The sequence below is a fragment of the Mesorhizobium humile genome (assembly GCF_033977215.1).
GTDB classification, from domain to species: Bacteria; Pseudomonadota; Alphaproteobacteria; order Rhizobiales; family Rhizobiaceae; genus Mesorhizobium; species Mesorhizobium humile.
On the sequence record NZ_JAVIIV010000002.1, the window covers coordinates 501,029 to 521,448 of the forward strand.

The 20,420-nt window shown below is 61.4% G+C and carries 26 protein-coding genes and 2 tRNA genes; 13 read left to right on the plus strand and 15 right to left on the minus strand.

Translation table 11 applies throughout. The annotated features are described in order from the left end of the window. Positions 1-23: 23 nt before the first annotated feature. The gene (locus tag RFM52_RS05270) at positions 24-164 is read right to left on the minus strand and encodes a DUF1127 domain-containing protein (RefSeq protein WP_006335194.1); all 141 of its coding nucleotides are present in this window, start codon (positions 162-164) and stop codon (positions 24-26) included. A 235-nt stretch (positions 165-399) separates the two neighbouring features. Between RFM52_RS05270 and RFM52_RS05275 the strand changes: the two genes are divergently transcribed. Both RFM52_RS05275 and RFM52_RS05280 read left to right on the plus strand, forming a co-directional pair. Continuing rightward, positions 400-1,518 (plus strand): DUF2157 domain-containing protein, encoded by a 1,119-nt coding sequence (locus RFM52_RS05275; protein WP_320295567.1) that lies wholly within the window; start codon positions 400-402, stop codon positions 1,516-1,518. Further along, positions 1,515-2,096, plus strand: coding sequence for a GDYXXLXY domain-containing protein (locus RFM52_RS05280; protein WP_320295460.1), 582 nt, complete (start codon positions 1,515-1,517; stop codon positions 2,094-2,096). Before RFM52_RS05275 ends, RFM52_RS05280 begins: the two co-directional genes overlap by 4 nt. A gap of 67 nt (positions 2,097-2,163) precedes the next feature. On the opposite strand, the gene RFM52_RS05285 is transcribed toward RFM52_RS05280, so the two are convergent. Then, a tRNA-Leu gene (locus RFM52_RS05285) sits at positions 2,164-2,248 on the minus strand. Positions 2,249-2,694: 446 nt separating this feature from the next. Here RFM52_RS05285 and tig point away from each other — a divergent pair. The 5 genes from tig (at position 2,695) to RFM52_RS05310 (ending at position 7,630) form a co-directional block, all read left to right on the plus strand. After that, positions 2,695-4,194 carry a trigger factor gene (gene tig / locus RFM52_RS05290; protein WP_320295461.1) on the plus strand — a complete coding sequence of 500 codons (1,500 nt, stop codon included), beginning with the start codon at positions 2,695-2,697 and terminating at the stop codon, positions 4,192-4,194. Between the two features lie 177 nt (positions 4,195-4,371). Then, positions 4,372-4,899: a hypothetical protein gene (locus RFM52_RS05295; protein WP_320295462.1), complete on the plus strand. Its 528-nt coding sequence runs from the start codon at positions 4,372-4,374 to the stop codon at positions 4,897-4,899. Between the two features lie 175 nt (positions 4,900-5,074). After that, positions 5,075-5,455 carry a c-type cytochrome gene (locus RFM52_RS05300; protein ID WP_320295568.1) on the plus strand — a complete coding sequence of 127 codons (381 nt, stop codon included), beginning with the start codon at positions 5,075-5,077 and terminating at the stop codon, positions 5,453-5,455. 35 nt (positions 5,456-5,490) lie between these two features. Continuing rightward, the gene (locus RFM52_RS05305; RefSeq protein WP_320295463.1) at positions 5,491-6,420 is read left to right on the plus strand and encodes a heme o synthase; all 930 of its coding nucleotides are present in this window, start codon (positions 5,491-5,493) and stop codon (positions 6,418-6,420) included. Positions 6,421-6,811: 391 nt separating this feature from the next. Beyond that, the gene (locus tag RFM52_RS05310) at positions 6,812-7,630 is read left to right on the plus strand and encodes a DUF2189 domain-containing protein (RefSeq protein WP_320295464.1); all 819 of its coding nucleotides are present in this window, start codon (positions 6,812-6,814) and stop codon (positions 7,628-7,630) included. Between the two features lie 43 nt (positions 7,631-7,673). Here RFM52_RS05310 and RFM52_RS05315 read toward each other — a convergent pair whose 3' ends face one another. The 8 genes from RFM52_RS05315 to map form a co-directional block, all read right to left on the minus strand. Beyond that, positions 7,674-8,147, minus strand: coding sequence for an aminoacyl-tRNA deacylase (locus RFM52_RS05315; RefSeq protein WP_320295465.1), 474 nt, complete (start codon positions 8,145-8,147; stop codon positions 7,674-7,676). A 166-nt stretch (positions 8,148-8,313) separates the two neighbouring features. Beyond that, positions 8,314-8,715 carry a cytochrome C oxidase subunit IV family protein gene (locus RFM52_RS05320; protein ID WP_320295466.1) on the minus strand — a complete coding sequence of 134 codons (402 nt, stop codon included), beginning with the start codon at positions 8,713-8,715 and terminating at the stop codon, positions 8,314-8,316. Between the two features lie 9 nt (positions 8,716-8,724). Further along, the gene (locus RFM52_RS05325; protein WP_320295467.1) at positions 8,725-9,444 is read right to left on the minus strand and encodes a heme-copper oxidase subunit III family protein; all 720 of its coding nucleotides are present in this window, start codon (positions 9,442-9,444) and stop codon (positions 8,725-8,727) included. Between the two features lie 10 nt (positions 9,445-9,454). After that, positions 9,455-10,159 carry a cytochrome c oxidase subunit 3 gene (locus RFM52_RS05330; protein ID WP_320295468.1) on the minus strand — a complete coding sequence of 235 codons (705 nt, stop codon included), beginning with the start codon at positions 10,157-10,159 and terminating at the stop codon, positions 9,455-9,457. Further along, a complete protein-coding gene (gene ctaD, locus RFM52_RS05335) occupies positions 10,156-11,925 on the minus strand; it encodes a cytochrome c oxidase subunit I (protein WP_320295469.1) in 1,770 nt (589 codons plus the stop codon). Before ctaD ends, RFM52_RS05330 begins: the two co-directional genes overlap by 4 nt. Positions 11,926-11,946: 21 nt before the next feature. Then, positions 11,947-12,831: a cytochrome c oxidase subunit II gene (locus RFM52_RS05340; protein ID WP_320295470.1), complete on the minus strand. Its 885-nt coding sequence runs from the start codon at positions 12,829-12,831 to the stop codon at positions 11,947-11,949. Positions 12,832-12,973: 142 nt separating this feature from the next. Then, on the minus strand, positions 12,974-13,735 hold the full coding sequence (radC, locus tag RFM52_RS05345) for a RadC family protein (protein ID WP_320295471.1): 762 nt from the start codon (positions 13,733-13,735) through the stop codon (positions 12,974-12,976). Between the two features lie 35 nt (positions 13,736-13,770). Continuing rightward, on the minus strand, positions 13,771-14,598 hold the full coding sequence (map, locus tag RFM52_RS05350) for a type I methionyl aminopeptidase (RefSeq protein ID WP_320295472.1): 828 nt from the start codon (positions 14,596-14,598) through the stop codon (positions 13,771-13,773). A 170-nt stretch (positions 14,599-14,768) separates the two neighbouring features. Between map and RFM52_RS05355 the strand changes: the two genes are divergently transcribed. The 3 genes from RFM52_RS05355 to RFM52_RS05365 all read left to right on the plus strand — a co-directional run bounded on the left by RFM52_RS05355 (position 14,769) and on the right by RFM52_RS05365 (position 16,037). Beyond that, positions 14,769-15,164 (plus strand): hypothetical protein, encoded by a 396-nt coding sequence (locus RFM52_RS05355; RefSeq protein ID WP_320295473.1) that lies wholly within the window; start codon positions 14,769-14,771, stop codon positions 15,162-15,164. Between the two features lie 113 nt (positions 15,165-15,277). After that, positions 15,278-15,514, plus strand: a complete 237-nt coding sequence (locus RFM52_RS05360; protein ID WP_320295474.1) for a hypothetical protein — start codon at positions 15,278-15,280, stop codon at positions 15,512-15,514. Positions 15,515-15,716: 202 nt separating this feature from the next. Continuing rightward, entirely contained in the window at positions 15,717-16,037 is a 321-nt protein-coding gene (locus tag RFM52_RS05365; protein ID WP_320295475.1) for a DUF982 domain-containing protein, read from the plus strand. Between the two features lie 15 nt (positions 16,038-16,052). On the opposite strand, the gene RFM52_RS05370 is transcribed toward RFM52_RS05365, so the two are convergent. Beyond that, the gene (locus RFM52_RS05370) at positions 16,053-16,739 is read right to left on the minus strand and encodes an aspartyl/asparaginyl beta-hydroxylase domain-containing protein (protein WP_320295476.1); all 687 of its coding nucleotides are present in this window, start codon (positions 16,737-16,739) and stop codon (positions 16,053-16,055) included. 368 nt (positions 16,740-17,107) lie between these two features. On the opposite strand from RFM52_RS05370, the gene RFM52_RS05375 reads away from it, so the two are divergent. After that, entirely contained in the window at positions 17,108-17,401 is a 294-nt protein-coding gene (locus tag RFM52_RS05375; protein ID WP_320295477.1) for a hypothetical protein, read from the plus strand. A 42-nt stretch (positions 17,402-17,443) separates the two neighbouring features. Here the strand turns inward: RFM52_RS05375 and RFM52_RS05380 are convergent, their stop codons facing one another. Then, positions 17,444-17,698, minus strand: coding sequence for a hypothetical protein (locus RFM52_RS05380; protein WP_320295478.1), 255 nt, complete (start codon positions 17,696-17,698; stop codon positions 17,444-17,446). 135 nt (positions 17,699-17,833) lie between these two features. Next, positions 17,834-18,805, minus strand: a complete 972-nt coding sequence (locus RFM52_RS05385) for a LysR family transcriptional regulator (protein ID WP_320295479.1) — start codon at positions 18,803-18,805, stop codon at positions 17,834-17,836. 90 nt (positions 18,806-18,895) lie between these two features. On the opposite strand from RFM52_RS05385, the gene RFM52_RS05390 reads away from it, so the two are divergent. After that, entirely contained in the window at positions 18,896-19,345 is a 450-nt protein-coding gene (locus RFM52_RS05390) for a cupin domain-containing protein (RefSeq protein ID WP_320295480.1), read from the plus strand. 369 nt (positions 19,346-19,714) lie between these two features. Then, the gene (locus tag RFM52_RS05395) at positions 19,715-20,113 is read left to right on the plus strand and encodes a type II toxin-antitoxin system death-on-curing family toxin (protein WP_320295481.1); all 399 of its coding nucleotides are present in this window, start codon (positions 19,715-19,717) and stop codon (positions 20,111-20,113) included. Positions 20,114-20,168: 55 nt separating this feature from the next. Here the strand turns inward: RFM52_RS05395 and RFM52_RS05400 are convergent. Next, positions 20,169-20,243 (minus strand) — tRNA-Glu (locus tag RFM52_RS05400). Further along, positions 20,229-20,420: hypothetical protein (locus RFM52_RS05405; protein ID WP_320327834.1), on the minus strand; the 192-nt coding region annotated here is incomplete at its 5' end. The genes RFM52_RS05405 and RFM52_RS05400, both read right to left, overlap by 15 nt.

Sequence of the window (20,420 nt, forward strand, 5' to 3'; positions counted from 1 at the left end):
GACCATTTGCGGTCCGAAGCGGATTAGACCGCCTTGCGGGCGACGTAGTGGATGTCGCTGCGGCTGATGCCCAGGTCGGTCAGTTCACGGTTCGACAGGCGGCTCAGCTCGGAGACGGTGTCCCGGTAGCGGCGCCAGTTGCGGTAGTTGCGGATCAGGTTCATGGTAGTTCTCGTTTCGTCTTTGGTTCGGATCATTCCGTTTGTGTACGAATAGAAAATAGGTGGGGTCATATCGATTTAAAAGTGCCGTTGGCGCATGGCAGCAATGCAAATTGTGCAATGCAACATTAACGGTCATTCACGCCTGCGTCACGAAGAAGACCGAATCGGAAAATGCCGCAGCGTCAACGGCTTGGCTGTTCCGGCTAAGGGAATGACCGGGTTTTTGGGGGAAGGCATGGCGGGCTATGCGGCACGAGTGAGGGCGGATATCGCCCGCTGGCGGGAGAGAGGGCTGATCGATCCCGCCACGGCGGAAGCATTGACGAGCGACATCGCCGCCAATGAGCGAGCGTCGCTGAGTTTCGGTTCCATCCTGGCGATGATGGCGGCGCTTTTGTTCGGCGCGGCGATCCTGATTTTCGTCGCTGCCAACTGGGAGGTCATCCCGCGTCTCGTTCGCGTGGCGGCGCTGTTTGCCCTCATCCTCGGTGGCTATGTCGGCGGCGCGGTGCTGAAGACGCGCAGCCATACCGCGATCGGCGAGGCGCTGTGGATCGTCGCCGCCGCCGCATTCGGTGGCTCGATTGCGCTGATCGGCCAGATGTATCACCTGTCGGGCGACGAGGCCTCGGCGCTGTTGACATGGTGCGCCGGCACGGCGCTGGCGGCGGTGGCGCTGCGTTCCAATCCGCTGACGGTGGCGGCGGTCGGCATTGCCGATGCCTGGCTGGTTCTCAAGGGGTTCGGCTTCTACTGGCGAGCGGAAATTCCGCACCTCTTCATCGTCATGGCGATCGTCCTGTTCGCCATTTCGTTCTGGACGCGCAGCCGGGCGGCGCGCCACCTCATCATCCTGTCGGTCGTTCTCTATCTGGTTTTGCTGGCGACGGATCATGACACGCTGCCGGTAGCGACGTCGCTGGCCATCGTGTCGTCGCTGCTCTTTGCCGCCGCCGTCTTTGCGGGCGATCCGATCGATAGGATCCTTCAACTGGACGGCCGACTGCCCTTGCACGCCTTGTTCGGTTTCCTCACCGGCATGGCGATCATCCAGTTCGAGCTGGCGGATGAAAGCACCTACAACAGCGGTTTCGCCGTCGCCTCGATTGTGGCGCTTGCCGGCATCGTGGCGGCGATCATCCAGGCTGGCCGCGAGAGCAGGGGGCTGCGCTGGCTGGCCTATGCCGGCTTCGCCTTCGAACTCGCCATCATCTACGGCGTCACCTTGCGGTCGATGTTCGATACGGCCGGCTTCTTCCTGGCCGCGGCTGTGCTGCTCGGCATCCTGGCGCTGATCATCATCCGCGTCGAGAAACGCATGAGGGCGCCCACGGAGAAGGGAGCAACGGCATGACCGGCAAGAAACTGATCGTCTCGGCGCTGGTGCTGGCGCTTGTCCAGATCGGCTTTCTCAGCTGGATCATCGCTGGACGGGCCGCGATCCTGCGCAACGGCAAGGAAGTGCTTCTGAAAGTCGAGCCCATCGATCCGCGCGATCTCCTGCGCGGCGACTACGTCTCGTTGAACAACACCATTTCGCGCGTCCCGGTGAAGCTGATCGCCAACATTCCGCAAGGCGCGTTTTCCAGCGACGACGGCTCGATCACGGTGCGATTGAAGAAGGGCGCTGACGGTTACTGGCAGCCGACGGCGGCCTGGTTCGGCAAAGCGCCGGCCCCGGCCGGAGCGGACGAGGCGGATATCGCCGGACATGTCGCCGCGGGCTGGGACCTGCGCAGCCCCGACGCGACGATCGCACCGGACTACGGGATCGATCGATTCTATGTGCCCGAAGGCGAGGGCATGGCGATCCAGGACGACATGCGCGTGCGGCCGTTCGGCATCAAGCTCGCGCTAGCGTCCGACGGCACGGCGCAGATCAAGGCGCTGATGGACGGCGACAAGACGCTGTTCGAGGAGCCGCTTTATTAGTCCTCAGCCGCCAAGGCTAGGAGACAGGGCTGGCTGGCTAGCAACCCGAAGCTCGAAGAGCGAAGGTTGGTGCGGATGAAGGGACTCGAACCCCCACGCCTTTCGGCACTGGAACCTAAATCCAGGGCGTCTACCAATTCCGCCACATCCGCTTTCCCCGGCAATCCCATGTAGCCATCATTCTGTCAATGTCGCGGCTCAAGCCATGCTTATCCGGCTAAAGCGCGTTGCGTCGAAACGGGTTCAGGCGACGCGCCTTAAGTCTTTGTTGTGATGCATGCCGTTTTCCCAAAACCGCTGCGCGCTTTTGGGCGACATGCATTGGAGCGAAGATAGTTGAAAATTAGCCTAGCCTGTGACAAAAGGCGTGTCGAATGTGACGGAACGTGAGTTTCCGCTTCTGCAAGATGTGAAAAGTTGTAGGAAAAACAAAAACTTATTCGCATCCGGCAAAGCGTAGTTCAGGAGAGTTTGAACCGCGCTAGCGGTCAAATCGCCAGGTTCCGTCCCAAAAGCCATTTCCGGCAAGATCATACCGGCAGGCTGTAAACGGCTACGACCGTTTGGCAGTCTCGTTGTTGAAAACAAAGGTTCTAGGATGCAGGTCACCGAAACGCTCAACTCCGGTCTCAAGCGCGAGATCAAGATCACCGTGCCGGCCGGTGACATGGAAGCCAAGCTGATGGCGCGGCTGACCGACGCCCGCGACAAGGTGCGCATCAACGGCTTCCGCCCGGGCAAGGTGCCGGTGCAGCACCTGCGCAAGATGTATGGCAAGTCGTTCATGGCCGAGGTCGTCAACGAGATCCTCAACGACTCGACCCGTTCGATCATTTCGGGGCGCGGCGAAAAGGCCGCCATGCAGCCCGAGGTGATCATGACCGAGGACGAGAAGGAGGCCGAGAAGATCCTGGCCGGCGGCACCGATTTCGAATTCAGCCTCAACTACGAAGTCATCCCGGCGATCGAGATCAAGGATTTCTCCGACATCAAGGTGACCCGTCAAGTCTATGACGTGCCGGACACGGAAGTCGAGGATCAGGTCAAGCGCGTCGCCGAATCGGCGCGCAGCTACGAGCCGAAGACCGGCAAGGCCGCCGAGGGCGACCGCGTGAGCATCGACTATGTCGGCAAGATCGACGGCGAGGCTTTCGCCGGCGGCGCCGGCACCGATCAGCCGCTGGTGCTGGGCTCCAAGGAGTTCATCCCGGGCTTCGAGGACCAGCTAATCGGCGCGAAGGCCGGCGACGAGAAGCAGGTCACCGTCACTTTCCCCGAAAACTACCAGGCGGCGCATCTGGCCGGCAAGGAAGCCACCTTCGACGTCACCGTCAAGGAAGTGTCGGCGCCCGGCGCGCTTGAGGTCAACGACGAGACGGCCAAGAATCTCGGCCTGGAATCGCTCGAGCGCCTGCGCGAGATCGTGCGCGGCCAGATCGAGAACCAGTTCGGCTCGATGACCCGCCAGAAGGTGAAGCGCCAGCTGCTCGACCAGCTCGACGCCGCCTATTCTTTCGAGGCGCCGTCCAAGCTCGTCGAGGCCGAGTTCAACAACATCTGGGCTCAGGTCAACCGCGACCTTGAAGCCGCAGGCCGCACTTTCACCGACGAAGAGACGACGGAAGAAGAGGCGCGCGCCGAATATATGCGCCTTGCCGAGCGCCGCGTGCGCCTCGGTCTCGTTCTGGCCGAAATCGGCGAGAAGGCCGGCGTCACCGTGTCGGACGAGGAACTGCAGCGCGGCCTGTTCGAGCAGGTGCGCCGCTTCCCGGCCAACCAGCAGCAGGAAGCCTTCGAGTACTATCGCAGCAATCCGGAAGCCATCAACGCGCTGCGCGCGCCGATGTTCGAGGAGAAGGTCGTCGACTATCTGCTCGGCCAGATCTCGGTCAACGACGTCAAGGTCGGCAAGGACGAGCTGATGGCCGACGACGAGGAGGCCGAGACCGCGACCAAGGCGAAGCCGGCCAAGAAGTCTTCCTCGAAGAAGGCCGAAGCCAAGGCAAGCGAGGCAAAGGCGGGCGAAGCCGCCGACGAGGCGGAAGAGCCGAAGAAGAAGGCCGCGCCGAAGAAGAAGGCCGCCAAGGAAGCCGAGTAACAGGTTCCAATCCATCGATTTCGAAAGGCCGCCTCCGGGCGGCCTTTTTCGTTGTGAGGCACTTCATTGTGGCGGCGCGGCAACACAGACAACTTGTCTTGATGGCCCGCCGCTGGCGATACCAACCGTTGAACATTATCTGCGCTTCATCGCATTCGCGGGCGCTTGGAGGCATTGGTGAGACTGGGGTTCATGATGAGGGACGTGGTCGTCGCCGCGGCGCTCTTGTTTGCCGCAGCCGCCGGCGCTGCCCGGGCTGAGCAGGATCTCGGCAATTGGAGCGTTGGCGCTGGCAATGACGGCCAGATCACGGCATCGCTGCACGCCAGCAACAAGCTGATCACCGGCGGCGGAGCGTTGGGCTACAGTCCGGTGCTGACCTTGGCCTGCCGGCCCGATGGCGAACCGCGCTGGAGCGAATGGCTCCAGCTCAACGATGCCGTCTCTGCCAGCCGCAAGATCACCATCTCCGTCGTGGTCGACGGCGGCGGCAAAACCGATGAAAGCTGGTCGGTCGGCACGCGCGGCAGGACGCTGGTCAGGGATGGGGACGACGGCATCAAGCGTCTGGCTTCAGCGAACCGGCTGACGCTGTCGTGGCGCTTCGGCCTGCTGTCGGGACGCGGCGAGGCCGATTTCGAACTCGCGGGCCTTTCCGAGGCGATCGGCCAGATCGCGGCAAGCTGCAAAACCGATCCGCCTTGAGCGCTGCTGGCTGTAAACCTTCGCAAATGTTAGGTTTTCCTACCTGACCGATGGATTCCGTGGTATGTAGGTAACGCAATTCCACTGGGAGGGTGCGGATATTCCGCTCTGCCATGAGGGCAGCATGCCGCCGCGACCGGCACGCGTGCATAATGGCGATCAGGGAGGAAATGCCATGCGTTCAATCGTGTTCTCAGCTGTCGTGGCAGCTGTTGTCTTCGTTGTGCACCCATCGCAGGCACAGGATGCCGCGGCCGGCGAGAAAGTCTTCGTCAAGTGCAAAGTCTGCCATGTGGCGGAAGAGGACAAGAACAAGGTCGGCCCGTCGTTGCACGGTGTGATTGGCCGGACCGCCGGCACGCATCCGGATTTCAAATATTCTGAAGCCATGGTTGCAGCCGGGAAATCCGGCGTCAAATGGGACGAACCGACACTCACCAAATATCTTCACGACCCCAAGGCCATGGTCAAAGGGACGAAGATGACATTTCCCGGCCTCAAGACAGACGAGGACGTGGCCAACGTCATTGCCTATCTGAAGCAATTCTCCAACTAATCCGGCTGTTCCCGCTCCCACCGTTGGAAGTGCCAATGTCGGTCAAGGATAGTAGCCTCAAGGATTCCGGCATCGGCCTTTCGGAAGCGACGACCGCCGATTTCTTCGCGCTGTTGAAACCTCGCGTGATGGCGCTTGCCGTTTTCACAGCTTTCGTCGGTCTCGTGGTGGCGCCCAGTGGTTTGAATCCGATCATCGCGGTGATAGCGATCGGCGCGATTGCCGTTGGAGCCGGAGCGGCCGGTGCCCTAAATATGTGGTACGACGCGGATATAGACGCGTTGATGTCACGCACGTCAAAGCGACCGGTGCCGTCTGGCCGTGTCACTGCCGGTGAGGCGCTCAGCTTTGGCCTTGTGCTTTCCGCGCTGTCGGTGATGACGCTTGGGGTGCTGGTCGGGTGGCTTGCCGCATCGCTGCTGGCCTTCACCATCTTCTTCTACGTTGTGATCTATACGATGTGGCTGAAACGCTCGACGCCGCAGAATATCGTTATAGGTGGTGCTGCGGGCGCGCTTCCACCTGTAATCGGATGGGCGGCCGCCACCGGCCAAATCGGTATTGAAAGCCTAGTCCTGTTCCTGGTCATCTTCCTGTGGACGCCGCCACATTTCTGGGCGTTGGCCTTGTTCAAGATCGGCGACTACGAAGCGGCCGGCATCCCCATGATGCCGAACGTGGCCGGCCAGGCTTCGACGAAAAGACAGATTCTCATTTACGCTCTGTTGCTGGCACCGATCGGCGTACTGCCCTGGCCCCTGGGATTCGCCAGCGGATTCTACGCGGCTGCCTCGACCGCATTGGGCGGCGGCTTCATCTGGCATGCGTGGAAGGTTCTCGCTGCCCCAGACCAAGAGATGAGACCGGCAAGGACGCTGTTTGCCTATTCGATCTTCTATCTTTTCGCGATCTTCGCAATGCTGCTTACCGACACCGTTGTGATGCGCGCGACAGCTGCAAATTGACCACATGCGCAATGCTTGTGGATCGGTCGCCGGAACGGTGATCGACAGTTAGCGTCCTGACGCTTGAACCCTGGCTTTCATGTAGGAAGCGCGCAAAATCCCAGGATCAGCAGGGCGATGACGCCAAGACCGAGTATGAGAAGCGTCCTTGCATCCATGACCTTCTCCGTCCGTCAAGAATATCGAAAAAACCCCTCTAGAGCCAGCGCTCGATCCGAGAGCGCGCCTTGCCAGGTTCTGGCTCCGAACGGCAGGCCGCCTCGACAAAGCGCGACAACCTCCTTGCAAGCGCGTATATTGACACTAGTGCAGGTCGCGGTACGCGTGGCCAGCCAGAACGGCAGCACCACGAGGCCCGCGACCTTGCCAGACCCGGTCTGGAGGAATGGTCATGGCAAGTTTTCACGTGATAGCTGGCGCCACTGAGGCGCTGGAACACACAAAAATTCGAAAAATCGGCGTTGCCGACCTCGTCGATGCTCTTAGGCGCGGCGTCGACGACTTCATGGTCAAACCCTCGCATATCGTTTTTCTTTGCATGATCTATCCGCTTGTCGGCGTGGTGCTTGCCGCCTGGACCTCGGGGGCCAACGCACTTCCCCTGCTGTTTCCGCTCGTTTCCGGTTTCGCGCTGATCGGTCCATTCGCGGCGATTGGCCTCTATGAAATTAGCCGGCGGCGGGAAGCGGGCCTGGATACCTCCTGGCGTCACGCATTCGAAGTCAGGAATTCTCCGGCGCTGCCTGCCATCGCCGCCGTCGGGATCATGCTGCTTGCAATCTTCATCACCTGGCTTTTGACCGCACAGCTGTTCTACCAGCATCTCTTCGGCCCGGAGCCGCCGGAATCGATATCGAGCTTCATCAACGAAATATTCGCCACCGGACGCGGTTGGACCCTTATCATCATGGGACATGTCATCGGCTTCGTATTCGCTGTAGTGGTGTTGTGCACGACGGTCGTCGCTTTCCCTCTGCTTCTCGACCGTGACGTGGGCGCCTACGAAGCTATCCACACCTCGGTGCGCGTGGTCCTGGCGAACCCGATTGTGATGGCTGTGTGGGGACTGATTGTCGCCGTGGCCCTGATCATCGGGTCGGTGCCGGTGTTCGCGGGGCTGGCGATCGTACTGCCGATCCTCGGTCACGCCACCTGGCATGTTTATCGCAAAGTCGTCGAACCGCCGGCTGTGGCCGGACCGGCGAGATGAGCAAATCCTGCAATGACGCACCGGCAACAGCGCTGGCGCGTTTTCAGTAGGCCAGGTGGCTGAACCGAGCCTGGCGCGCGCCCGTGGTCAGGTTGCGGAAATCCTTGCCGCTGACATGCACCAGCGTCCTGTGGTCGCCGCCTTCGAAGTAGACATCGGCGGCGTCGACGAGGCTTTCGTCAAGTACTACCGGCACATCGTAGGCCGCGCCGATCGGCGGAACAGCGCCGATGTCGCAGTCATCGAAGAGCGATACCACCTCGTCCTCCGAGGCGAGCCCGAGGCGTTTGTCCATGACGTCTTGCAACTTACCGAGTTCGATCCTGTGGGTGCTGGGGACCACGGCCAGTGCATAACCAAGTTCGTGGTGAACGACCACTGACTTCGCCATTATGCTGCCGGGCACATGCGCGGCCATGGCTGCCTGCCTGCTGGTGGCTGTACGATGATGCGCGACGGTGTCGTACGAGACTCCCTTGCCGTCGATAAAATCCCTAAGTCTGTTTGCCATTGTCATTTTTGGGCGTCCTTTGCTTGAGTTTGTGATGCGCGTGCACACGAGCGCAATCATTCTCGCGCCCTTGTCGTCGGGCCGGGAAAAATGGACCGGCAGCCTGTTGTTTCAAGGTGCCGGCATCCGCGGCCCCCGGCTGGATCAGTCGCGGGTTGGATTCGAGCCGCGATCAGGGACCGGCGCCGAAAAACGCTATGCGGGTCAGCAGCGTGTAGTCGGCTTCGAAGACCATCATGGTCACGAAAACCAGCACCAGTATCGGCGGCAGGACGATTGCATACAACATCGCCAGCCGCTCCCAGGCCATGTGCATGAAGACGGCAACGATCAGCCCTGCCTTAAGCACCATGAAAATCAGGATCAGCGACCATCTGAGGTAACCGTGGATGCCGAAATAGTCGACCAGATAGGAGCAGGTGCTGAGGATGAACAGCCAGGCCCAGACCACCAGATAGAGCTTGATCGGATGTTGCTGATGAGCCTCGGCGACGACCACTGTCGCCGAGGCTTCATGTGCATGGGTAGGGTGCAATGCGTGCTGCCCGAGACCGTTTGCGGTTGCTTCAGCCATGTCTGCCTCTCACCAAAGATAGAAGAAGGCGAAAATGAACACCCAGACCAGATCGACGAAGTGCCAGTAGAGGCCCATGATCTCAACATTCTCGTAGCGGCCCCTGCGGCTGGTGAAGAAGCCGGGCCGCCCGGTGTCGAAGTCGCCGCGCCAGACTTTTCGCGCCACGATGATCAGGAAGATCACGCCGATCGTGACGTGGGTGCCATGGAAGCCGGTGATCATGAAAAAGCAGGAGCCGAACTGTGCCGCGCCCCAAGGGTTGCCCCAGGGCCGTACCCCTTCAGTGATCAGCTTGGTCCATTCGAAAGCCTGCATGCCGACAAATGTCGCGCCGAGCGCGGCGGTCAAGAGCATCAGGATCGCTGTCTTGCGGCGGTCGCGGCGGTAGCCGAAATTGACAGCCATGGCCATGGTTCCGCTGCTCGAGATCAGCACGAAGGTCATGATGGCGATCAGGATCAGCGGAATTTCCGAACCGCCGATGCGCAAGGCGAAGACCTCGCTCGGGTTCGGCCAGGGCACGCGCGTGGAGATTCGCGCCGTCATATAGGAAAGCAGGAAGCAGCCGAAGATGAAGGTGTCGCTGAGCAGGAAGATCCACATCATGGCCTTGCCCCAGGACACGTTCTTGAACGCGCGCTGATCCGAGGCCCAGTCAGCGGCGATACCGCGCCAACCCTGGGGGCGATCCAACTGGCTGGAATGCGTCAGTGTCGTCTCAGCCATCGCCAGTCTCCTAGGTCAGCAGCCGTTGGCAAATGTCGATGAAGGTCCCCGCCCAACCGGCCAACAGGGCAAAGATGCCGAGCCAGACGAAAAGCAGGAAGTGCCAATACATGGCGCAGAGTTCGACGCTGAGGCGCAGGCGCTCCGCCCGGGCGCCGTTCCAAACGCTGGCGCTTGCCCTGCCAAGGCCGACCAGCCCGCCCAGTATGTGCAGGCCATGCATTGCGGTGATCAAATAGAAGAAGCTGTTGGCCGGATTGGAAGCCAGGAGATAGCCGTCTTCGGTCAGTTGGCGCCAGGCTAGCAACTGGCCGGCGAGGAAGGCGAGAGCGGTGAGCCCGGCCGTTGCAAGACCGAGCCTGACCATGTCCGTCTGGCCTCTGCGCGCGGCGACTACGGCGCACTGCAGCGCGATGCTGCTCAGCACCAGCACGCCGGTGTTCAGCCAGAGCAGGCGCGGCAGTGGCAGCGGCCGCCAGTCCGACAGCCCCATGCGCATGAAGTAGGCGCTGGTGAATAGCGAAAACAGGCAGCCGACGACGGCGAGGAAGACGCCGAGGCCGATCTTGGCGGTGGGCAGCGCCGACCGGTCGAGACCGACGAAATCCCCCGCCAGGCCCTGTTCCAGCCACGGCTTGGACGTTAGCCGCTGATGCGAAAGCCACCATCCCGCAAAGCCGGCGATCACAGCCAGGAAGACCAGGATGACGCTCATATCGGCTCCCTCGAGGGGGCAAAGGAGCCCGGCACGTTCTGCGGAATAAAGTCCTCCTTGGCGCCCGGCACGCTGTAGTCGTAGGCCCAGCGATAGACGATCGGCAGTTCCTTGCCGAAATTGCCGTGAGCCGGCGGCGTTTCAGGCGTCTGCCATTCCAGCGTCGTTGCCCGCCACGGATTGCCGCCGGCCTCGCGGCCGTGGCGGATGCTCCAGATCAGGTTGAACAGGAACACCATCTGGGCGAAACCGACGATGAAGGCCATGATGCTGATGAACGAGTTCAGATGGTGCGCCGACCCCGTCATGATGGTCATATCAGTCAATTCGGCGTAGCGCCGCGGAATGCCCATCAGGCCGAGATAGTGCATGGGAAAGAAGATCAGATAGGCGCCGAGGAAGGTGACCCAGAAATGGAACCGGCCTAGCGTCTCGTCGAGCATGCGGCCGGTGACCTTCGGGTACCAGTGATAGATCGCGCCGAAGATCACCAGGATCGGGGCGACGCCCATGACCATGTGGAAATGGGCGACAACGAACATCGTATCCGACAGCGGCACGTCGACAACGACATTGCCGAGGAACAGTCCCGTCAGGCCGCCATTGACGAAGGTGACGATGAAGGCGAGCGCGAAAAGCATCGGTATGGTCAGGTGGATGTCGCCGCGCCACAGCGTCAGCACCCAGTTATAGACCTTGATCGCGGTCGGTATGGCGATGATCAAGGTTGTGGTGGCGAAGAAGAAACCAAAATAGGGATGCATGCCGCTGACATACATGTGGTGCGCCCAGACCACGAAGCTCAGAGCGCCGATGGCGATGATGGCCCAGACCATCATTCGGTAGCCGAAGATGTTCTTGCGCGCATGGGTGCTGATCAGGTCGGACACGATGCCGAAAGCCGGCAGCGCCACGATGTAGACTTCCGGGTGGCCGAAGAACCAGAACAGGTGCTGGAAGAGGATCGGGCTGCCGCCATTGTGCTGCAACTGCTCGCCCATCTCGACGATCGCCGGCATGAAGAAAGACGTGCCGAGCGCGCGGTCCAGCAGCATCATCACACAAGCGACGAACAGCGCCGGGAAGGCGAGCAACGCCATGACGGTCGCAGTGAAGATGCCCCAGACGGTGAGCGGCAGGCGCATCAAGGTCATGCCGCGCGTGCGGCCCTGCAGCACCGTCACGACATAGTTCAGGCCACCCATGGTGAAGCCGATGATGAACAGGATGAGCGAAGAGAGCATCAGGATGATGCCCCAGTTCTGGCCGCCAGGCGTTCCGGTCATGATCGCCTGTGGCGGGTAGAGCGTCCAGCCTGCACCAGTCGGTCCGCCCGGCGCAAAGAAGCTCGAGACCAGGACCAACACGGCAAGCAGATAGATCCAGTAGCTCAGCATGTTGACATAGGGAAAGACCATGTCGCGGGCACCGACCATCAGCGGGATCAGATAGTTGCCGAAGCCGCCGAGGAAGAGCGCGGTGAGCAGGTAGATCACCATGATCATGCCGTGCATGGTGATGAACTGGTAGTAGGCCTCCGGCGTGATGAAGTCGAAGGTGCCGGGGAAGCCGAGCTGTAGCCGCATCAGCCAGGACAGCACCAACGCCACCAGGCCGATCGCCGTGGCCGTCCCCGCATACTGGACCGCTATGACCTTGGCGTCCTGAGAGAAGACGTATCTCGTCCACCAGCTGTGTGGATGGTAGAGTTCCACCTCCCCGACTTCGGCGGGCGGAACGGCATCTGCGGGTGTGACGTCGACCATGGGAGCACCTCCGTGCCCTGTTCAGCGGGCCTCGAGCGTTTCGAGTTTTGCCCCGACGTCCAAACCGGACGCCATCGTCTTTTCTGACAACGGGTTCGCCGAGCCTGTTTGCTTGGGCGCCGACAATTGCGCAAAAGTCTGCTGCTGGCCGAGCCAGGCGAGATAATCCTGCTCGGTGTCCACCATGACCTCGCCATGCATCAGCGGGTGTCCCTGGCCGCATAGCTCGGCGCAGAGGACCTGGAAGGTTCCGGTCCTTGTCGGGGTGAACCAGAAATAGGTGACCGAGCCCGGGATCATGTCCATCTTGGCACGGAATTCCGGGATGTAGAAATCGTGCAGAACATCGATCGAGCGCAGCAGCACCTTGACCGGCTTGCCGACTGGCAGATGCAGGTCCGCCGCCTCGACTACGATGTCATCCTGGCCGTTGGGATCGCTGGGGATGACACCGAGCGGATTGTCGGCGGTGACGTCACGGGTGTCCGACGTGCCGAGCTTGCCGTCCTTGCCGGGCAGGCGGAAGCTCCACTGCCATTGCTGGCCGATCACTTCGATCTCGGTCGCGTCGCTTGGAACGTTGACGAAGCGGCTCCAGACGAACAGGCCTGGAACCAAGAGGGTCGTGACACCGATAGCAGTGCCGACAGTCAACCACCATTCGAGGCGCCTGTTCTCGGGCTCATAGGCGGCGCGGTTGCCTTCGCGATGGCGGAAACGGAACACGCAATAGGCCATGAAAAGCACGACGGCGCTGAAGACGGCGCCGGTGATCCAGAAGCTGATGATGATGGTGTTGTCGATATAGTCCCAGTTCGAGGCAATCGGCGTCCACCACCATGGGCTCAGGAGGTGGAACAACACCGAGCCCACGACGATCAAAACGAGTACAAGCGCGATGGCCATGTCCCGTTCCTCCGGTATTTCACAGGCGCGCGAGGCATCCAACGGAAATACCAAGCCGCATCATGCTCGATTTTCGGTTGAAATTCCAGAGCCGACTACCTGATGACGATGTTGTTCGCGCCTGGAACCTCGAACGTCAGGCCTAGATCAGCAGAAGGCCCTTCATCGAGGCGTTGCCCTTGCGGCCGATGATGATGTGGTCGTGCACGGCGATGCCGAGGGGCTTGGCCGTATTGATGATCTGCTTGGTCATCTCGATATCGGCGCGGGAAGGTGTGGGATCTCCCGAAGGGTGGTTGTGCACCAGGATGACGGCGCTGGCGGAGAGCTCGAGCGCCCGCTTCACCACCTCGCGCGGATAGACCGGCGTATGGTCGACGGTCCCGGTCTGCTGCACCTCGTCGGCGATCAGCCCGTTCTTCTTGTCGAGAAACAGGACGCGGAACTGCTCGCGCGCCTCGAAGGCCATGGCCGAGCGGCAATAGTCGAGGAGTTGCGTCCAGTTGGACAGGACCTCGCGGCCGCGCACCTCGCCGCGCGCCATGCGCTGGGCCGTGGCGGCGACGACCTTGAGATCGGTCGCGACGGCCGGCCCGATGCCTTTGACTTCCTCAAGCAGGGATGCCGGCGCGCCGAGCACCTCGGCCAACGAGCCGAAGCGGGCGATCAGTGCCTTGGCGATCGGCTTGGTGTCGACGCGCGGGATCAGCCGGAAGAGCAGCAGTTCGAGCAGTTCATAGTCGGGCAGGGCATCCGGCCCGCCGGCGACAAAGCGTTCGCGCAGACGGTCACGATGGCCGTGATAATGCGGCGTTTCTGTTGTTGCGGCTTTTTTCAGCGCCGTCTTGGGCGGCTCGATCCAGCCTTCGGAAAAGAACGCCGGCTCGTCCTCGACTTTCCCCATGCTCGCCCGCTCCCCCTCAGGCTTAGGTCGAAGTTCTAGGCCGGCAGGCCCGGACGGTCGAGCTTTTTCGGCGACAGCGTGAAGATCTCGCAGCCGGTGTCGGTGACGCCGATCGTGTGCTCGTACTGCGCCGACAGCGAGCGATCGCGGGTGACCGCCGTCCAGCCGTCCGACAGCACCTTCACATGCGGCCGGCCGAGATTGATCATCGGCTCGACGGTGAAGATCATGCCCGGCCGCATCTCGACGCCTTCATTGGCGGTGCCGTAATGCAGGATGTTCGGCGCATCGTGGAAAAGCTGGCCGACGCCGTGGCCGCAGAAATCGCGCACCACCGAGCAGCGCTCGGCCTCGGCATAGGTCTGGATCGCGGCGCCGATGGCGCCGGTGCGGGCGCCGGGCTTGATCGCGGCGATGCCGCGCATCAGGCACTCATAGGTCACTTCGAGCAGGCGCTCGGCGGCGCGCTTGATCGTGCCCACCGGGTACATGCGCGAGGAATCGCCGTGCCAGCCGTCGAGGATAAAGGTGACGTCGATGTTGACGATGTCGCCTTCCTTCAGCGGCTTGTTGTCGGGAATGCCGTGGCAGACGACATGGTTGATCGAGGTGCAGGACGACTTGGTGTAGCCGCGATAGTTGAGCGTCGCCGGCAGCGCGCCATGGTCCATGCCGAATTCGAAGACGAAGCGGTCGATCGTTTCCGTCGTCACGCCGGGCTTCACCATCGGCACCAACTCGTCGAGGCAGCGCGCGGTGAGGTCGCAGGCCTTGCGCATGCCGGCAAAACCTTCCTCGCCATAGAGGCGGATCTGGCCGGTATTTCGAAGGGGGGCGGTGGAGGCGTCGAGATAGGTAACCATTTTTGTCCGTTTGCCGGCGATGGCTCCAAAGGGGCCGAACGCGAAAATCTGCCCCAGATTTGGCACCGGAAGCCGCAAGGTTCAAGGACGAAGTGCGGTTGCGGCGTCCATTGCGGCTTTCCTTCGGCCATTCCATGGGCTAGGGCGGGTTCTGGTATATGGAGATTGCCTTGACGGCACCTGAACGCGAAAGATCGATGCTGCTGCCGGTCAGGACCGCTTTTGCGGGCTTGATGGCGCTGCTGATGCTCGCGCTGCTGGGCTTCGCTCAGGCTGAAATCTCCGCGTCGACCGCCCCGTTCTCGGGTGGTTCCAGCATCAGCGCTGCTCGTCAGGGCGACACGATCGCGCTGCTTAGAACCACCGGCAAGGCGCAGGGGCTTGAAGTCCGGGCCAGCCGGCCGCTCCCGACAAAGCTGGTCAGCGGCAATCCCGGCGCGCTCGCGCCCGCATCCGATTTCCTGCTCATCGGCAAGGCGTTGCCGGCCGAGATGGGCATCACACCCGTATCGGGAAGCGCTACAGCTTCGCGCACCAACCAGCCACGCGCGCCGCCCGCCGCGTAAAGCCCTGGCCGCCAAGCTCGGCATTCAAACCAAAAACATCCCTTCGCGTCGCGAAACGGCGACGGCCACAGGCCGTCCGCCGGTCGTGTGCGCGTCAGTTCGGATTCCATTCAATGCAACGCATCAAGACGTTCAAGACACTTACCCACGCGGCGGCCGCTGCCTCTTTTCTGGCAATCCAGGCGGTAATCTGCATCGGCACCGTCTACTGGGCCGTTGCCGCCACCCTTCGCATGGAAGGAACGGCGGCGATCGTGCTCGGCGCCATCTTCGCGCTGCCGTCCGCCTATGTGCTGATGGTGGTCATCCGCATGGCCTACGATGCCGAGACCGACCCGGCCAACCAGTAGGTGGGGCGAGGATGGGGAACCTCCGATAGGCGATGCGGTTGCATCGAACGGCAGCCATTTCCGCATCGCATTCCGCGATCTGCCGCGCCGGCGAACCGATCCTTCACCGCACTGAGGTCACATTTGCGAGTCAGAAGGCCGCAAAAGCAACTTTTCACATCGAGCGGCGTTGCTCCGGCTGCGCCAGTTCGGGAGACAGGGAATGGACAGACTGCAATTCGAAGTGCCGGTGCGCATCACGCCCGCGCCCGGCCTGCCGGTCGAGGAAATCTACAGCGTCGAGCAGGCGCTCGATCTCCTTCAGGATTGGCCGAAGCGCCGGCAAGGCAAGGTCTACGAAGCCGCCTTCAATGCCTGCTTCGGCGCGACGGTCGACGTGGCCAGCGTCGAGGAAGCCTGCCGCGCGTTCGCTGCCTTCTGCCGCGTCAGCGGGTTGCTGGCGAGGGACGCGATGTTTCCGGGCAAGCGTGGCAACAGGGCAGGGACCTATCGCGAGGCACGCGCGCAAAGCGGCGCGCTTTAAGCCTTTGCAACTGGTTCAGCCGCCGAACGACACGCCGCGATAGCGCATCCCCACCTGGACGCCGCGCACGATCACGCGCGACAGGATTTCCATATCCAGCGGCATTTGCGGACGCCACACGTCGAGCAAGAGAGCGACGCGGGGCTGATCCGAGTTGTTCATGACTTCGTGCTCGAACGTGTCGTCCCACAGCATGCACTCGCCGTCGGCGATGCGCCTTTCCTCGTGATTGATCATCATGATCGTTGCCGGACGGCCGTCCGGCTGTTTCGGGATGGCCAGGCCGAGATGGAACCGCATGATGCCGCGAAAAGGTCCGCGGTGCGGCGGGATGTGCTTGCGCGGGGCCAGGAACGAGACAGCCGCCGATTTGACCTCGGGGCACTCCGCAAGCAACCGGCTCAGGACCGGCATGCGCGCGAGGTTTTCCGGGACCGTCATGTCATAGGCCTTGAGCACGAACATGCGCCAGTCGAGACCGTCATTGGCCGAGATATCGGCCTGCTCCGGCATGATGTCGTGGAAGCGCGGCGCCTTGTTCAGCTTCGCCGCCAGCGCCTCGTCGCGGATATTCTCCCAGGCGGCGGTGAACTTCGCGGCATTGGGAAAATGCGTGCCGGCATCAAGAATGGCCGGCGTATCTATGCGCTTCTCATAGATACGGCGGACCAGATTGGTTCCCAGATCGTAGGCGCCTGACATCTCATTACCTCAACGACGCTGTTATATAGTGGGATATTGCTTGCGGACATGGCTCACGGGAATTTGTTCGGGCCGTTCGCGACGAATAGACAGCACGGCATGCCGGTCATTGCGTCGTCGATGGTGACGATCGACCATCTCGATCATGTGTCGGTCAAAGCCGGCGCGCTCGGCCTGCGCCGGCCGGGGGGCTTGCTGCGGTGGTGTTCGTAACAGCCTGACCTCGCACGTTCGTCCTCGGGTAATTCCAGGCCTTTGGCGCGGGCTTTCAACTGCTTTTCAAGGCTTCGCTCGCTGCATCGTGACCGTACCGCTGTTGCGGAGCGATGTCGCAAGATGCGAATTTGCCGATTTGCGAGGATGCCTCCATGCCCATACGCAAGATTGCGTTTTGCGCGGCAGCGTTGATCGTTGCCGCCACAAATTTCGCCGATGCACGGCCCGACACACGCACAATGACTTGTGCGCAGACCCAGGCGCTGATCCAGAGCCGGCATGCGGTGGTGCTGACCACCGGGGCGAACACATATGAGCGCTATGTCCGTCAATTCGGCAACGAGTGCGATGCTCCCTACGTGCCGATGGTTGACTATGTCCCGGTCCGTGACGGTGAGTGCATGGTCTATCGGTGCGAAGAGCCGGCGCCGATGGTTCCGGATTGATCGGCGCTCGCCGCGGGTTCGCCACAGCGCGCCCGCTGCAGCTCACTTGACCTTCTTGATCTCCGGGCCCGCCGGCTGGTCGGCCGCTGGAGCCGGCGTGCAATCCTGCCCCTTGCACTCCAATGCGGGGTCGTCCTTCGGGGGAAGGCAATTCTGCCCCTCGCAGTGAACGACCGGCTGCTGTTGTTGCGCCGCGTCGCCGTTCGACTGGACGGGCTGATCCTCGGCGCGGGCAGCCTGCAGCCCGGCCAGGCCGGTCATTGCCGCGCATAGGAGCGCTGTCCGAAGCAGGTTCATCCTCGTCTCCACGTCCGGGAGCGTGAAGAACTCTACACTTTGGGGCTGAGGCCGGCTCCTGCCGTTCGGGAACGGCGTTAACGGCGCGTTTCTGCATATGCCATCTGTTATTGGCACCGACACCGGGCCAGCTATTCAGCTCGGGCGCGGTTCATGGGCGCTGCCATCGGTTTCACAGGCGCTCAGTTGCGAGAGCAGTTTCAGCACCAATTCCCGCAGCCAGCGGTGTGTGGGGTCGGTCGTATTGCGCTTGTGCCAGACGATGCAGATGAGGGCGGGATTGATCGGCATGGGCGGACTATATATCGCCAGCCCCAGTCGAGGTGCCACCTTGCGGGCGAGCTGTTCCGGCACGAGCGCGACCAGATCGCTTCCCGCCACCGCGTTACAGACGCCGCCGAACACCGGCATTGTCATGGCCACCCGCCGTTCGCGGCCCATCCGGGCAAGTGCGGCGTCGCCCATGGCCTTGAGCTTGCCCTCGGGCGAGAAGACGACATGGCCGAGGTCGCAGAAGAGATCGATCGGAACGACGTCTCCGGGCCTCACCTTCGCCCGCTCCAGCCTGGGGTGCCCGGCGCGGGCTATCGTCACGAAGGTCGACCGGAAGGCAGGCAGATGGTCGATCCAGGCGGGGAAATCGACCTTGGGAACGAGGGCAAGGTCGATCCCATGCTTTTCCAGCGTGCCGACATAATCGTCGGGCACAAGATCCACCAGTTGGACCAGTATTCCTGGAGCAAGCCGGGAAATTGCATTGGCCAGGGCAGGCATCAGCATCTCGGCAAAAAAATCCGAACCTGCGATCTTGAAACTTTGCTCGGCCTCGGCCGGATTGAAGCTGCCAGGCCCTGCAAGCAGCGCCGACAATTCATCGAGGATGCGGCGAAGCGGAAGTTCGAGGTCGCGGGCGTATTGGGTCGGCACGATGCGCTGTCCTGCGCGCACGAACAGCGGATCGCCCAGAAAATTCCGAAGCCGTCCCAGGCTGGCTGAGACCGCTGGTTGCGACAGGCCGATGCGTTCTCCGGCTTTTACGGTCGATTGCTCGCGCAACAGCGCGTCGAGCACCCGCAGGAGATTGAGGTCGAAGCTCGATAAATTCATCTGCCAAATATATTTTATTGTAGCTATCGATTTCAATTATGAAATCGATTCTGGCAACCTTCCCGCATCGAAATGGCGTTGGAGGTTTCGGTGGCGGCTGCTTCGGTACCCTACACTGTCCAGTGGCTTGGCACGTCCTACCGGATTTGCCTGACAGCGGAGCAAACGGCCTCGCGGCTCGGAATGTTCGAAAGCCTCGATCAGCCCGGCTATGGTCCTCCGCGCCATATCCACAAGGACGAAGACGAGACCTTCCAGATCCAGTCCGGCGAAGTGGAGTTCTGGATGAACGGTCAAACGCGCATAGTCGGGCCGGGCTGTGTCGTGCACGTTCCGCGCGGAACCGAGCATACATTCCGGGTGCTTGGCGACCGACCCGCCAGAATGCTCACCGTGATGACACCCGGCGGCTTCGAAGGTTTCTTCGCGCAGATGGCTGAGCGCAAGTGCCGGATCCCCGACGACATGGATCAGATCGCCGCCATCGGGGCGCGTTTCGGCCTGACCTTCACAGGCCCGCCTCTGGGTTTAGCCGGGTGAAACGGCAAGATGATGGATTGCCTTTCGGGTCGTTCATCGAGACCGGGACGCCGACCGAAAAAGCTGATTGAAATTTCTGGTACGCTCAAGGGAAGCGAACCTCGCCGTGAAAGGGCGGACTTTATGGAACATTCACCATTGAATTCAGTTAGATGCCCTTAAGGCACTTGTAACGAGAAATGAGATATACCATGATTAAGCGAGCCTGGAGACCCGGGCCAAAGAAAGACACGAAAAGAATGCGCTTTGCGGTTCCAGTGGTAAAGGACGATGGAGTCCAATTCCCTCCGCGCCCTCCTAAGGGTCCGGTAGATTTCGACGCTTTGCGCAAAGAGATCAGCGCTCGGTATCCTAAAATCCGGGCCGAACTTGCTAAGTGAGCCGCTGTGGCTCCCTGTTGAGCAGGCAATCCGCGCCAACCAAGATGAAGTAGCTGCTAGTTCGGAGGCTCACGCCATACTGGACGTGGCGAAGCTTGAATCGGCTATGTCCCGCCCGCAAAACCATTACGTATACGATGGCGAACAAGACGTCTTGCGGCTCGCGGTCATCTTGGCTCTGGCTATCGCCCAAGCCCATGCCTTTGAGCAGGGAAACAAGCGCACCGGGTGGGTTTGCGGTCTCATGTTCCTCGCTCTAAACGGATACGAAATGACGTGGGACGATGAGGCCATAGCCGAGGAGTTCATCAAGCTCATCGAAGGTAAGATTTCGATAGACCGATTTGAGGATCAAATCGTCTACTTCATCCGGGAAATCCCAGACTAGGCCCGCCATCTACGATGCTTATCGATCAGCGACGCGCCAAATGCTTGAGAAAGACTGGTACGCCCAAGGGGAATCGAACCCCTGTTACCGCCGTGAAAGGGCGGTGTCCTAACCGCTAGACGATGGGCGCGCTCAGACGAAGCGGCTTATAATTGCGTTGTTGCCAACCGGCAACCCATCTGCCGCCACATGCGACAACTTTTTTCAAAAGGGGCAAAAAGCGCTCCGCCAATACGCTAATGCATGTCGCCCAGAAGTGTGCAGCGGTTCTGGGACAACGACATGCATCAAAACAAAGACTTAAAGC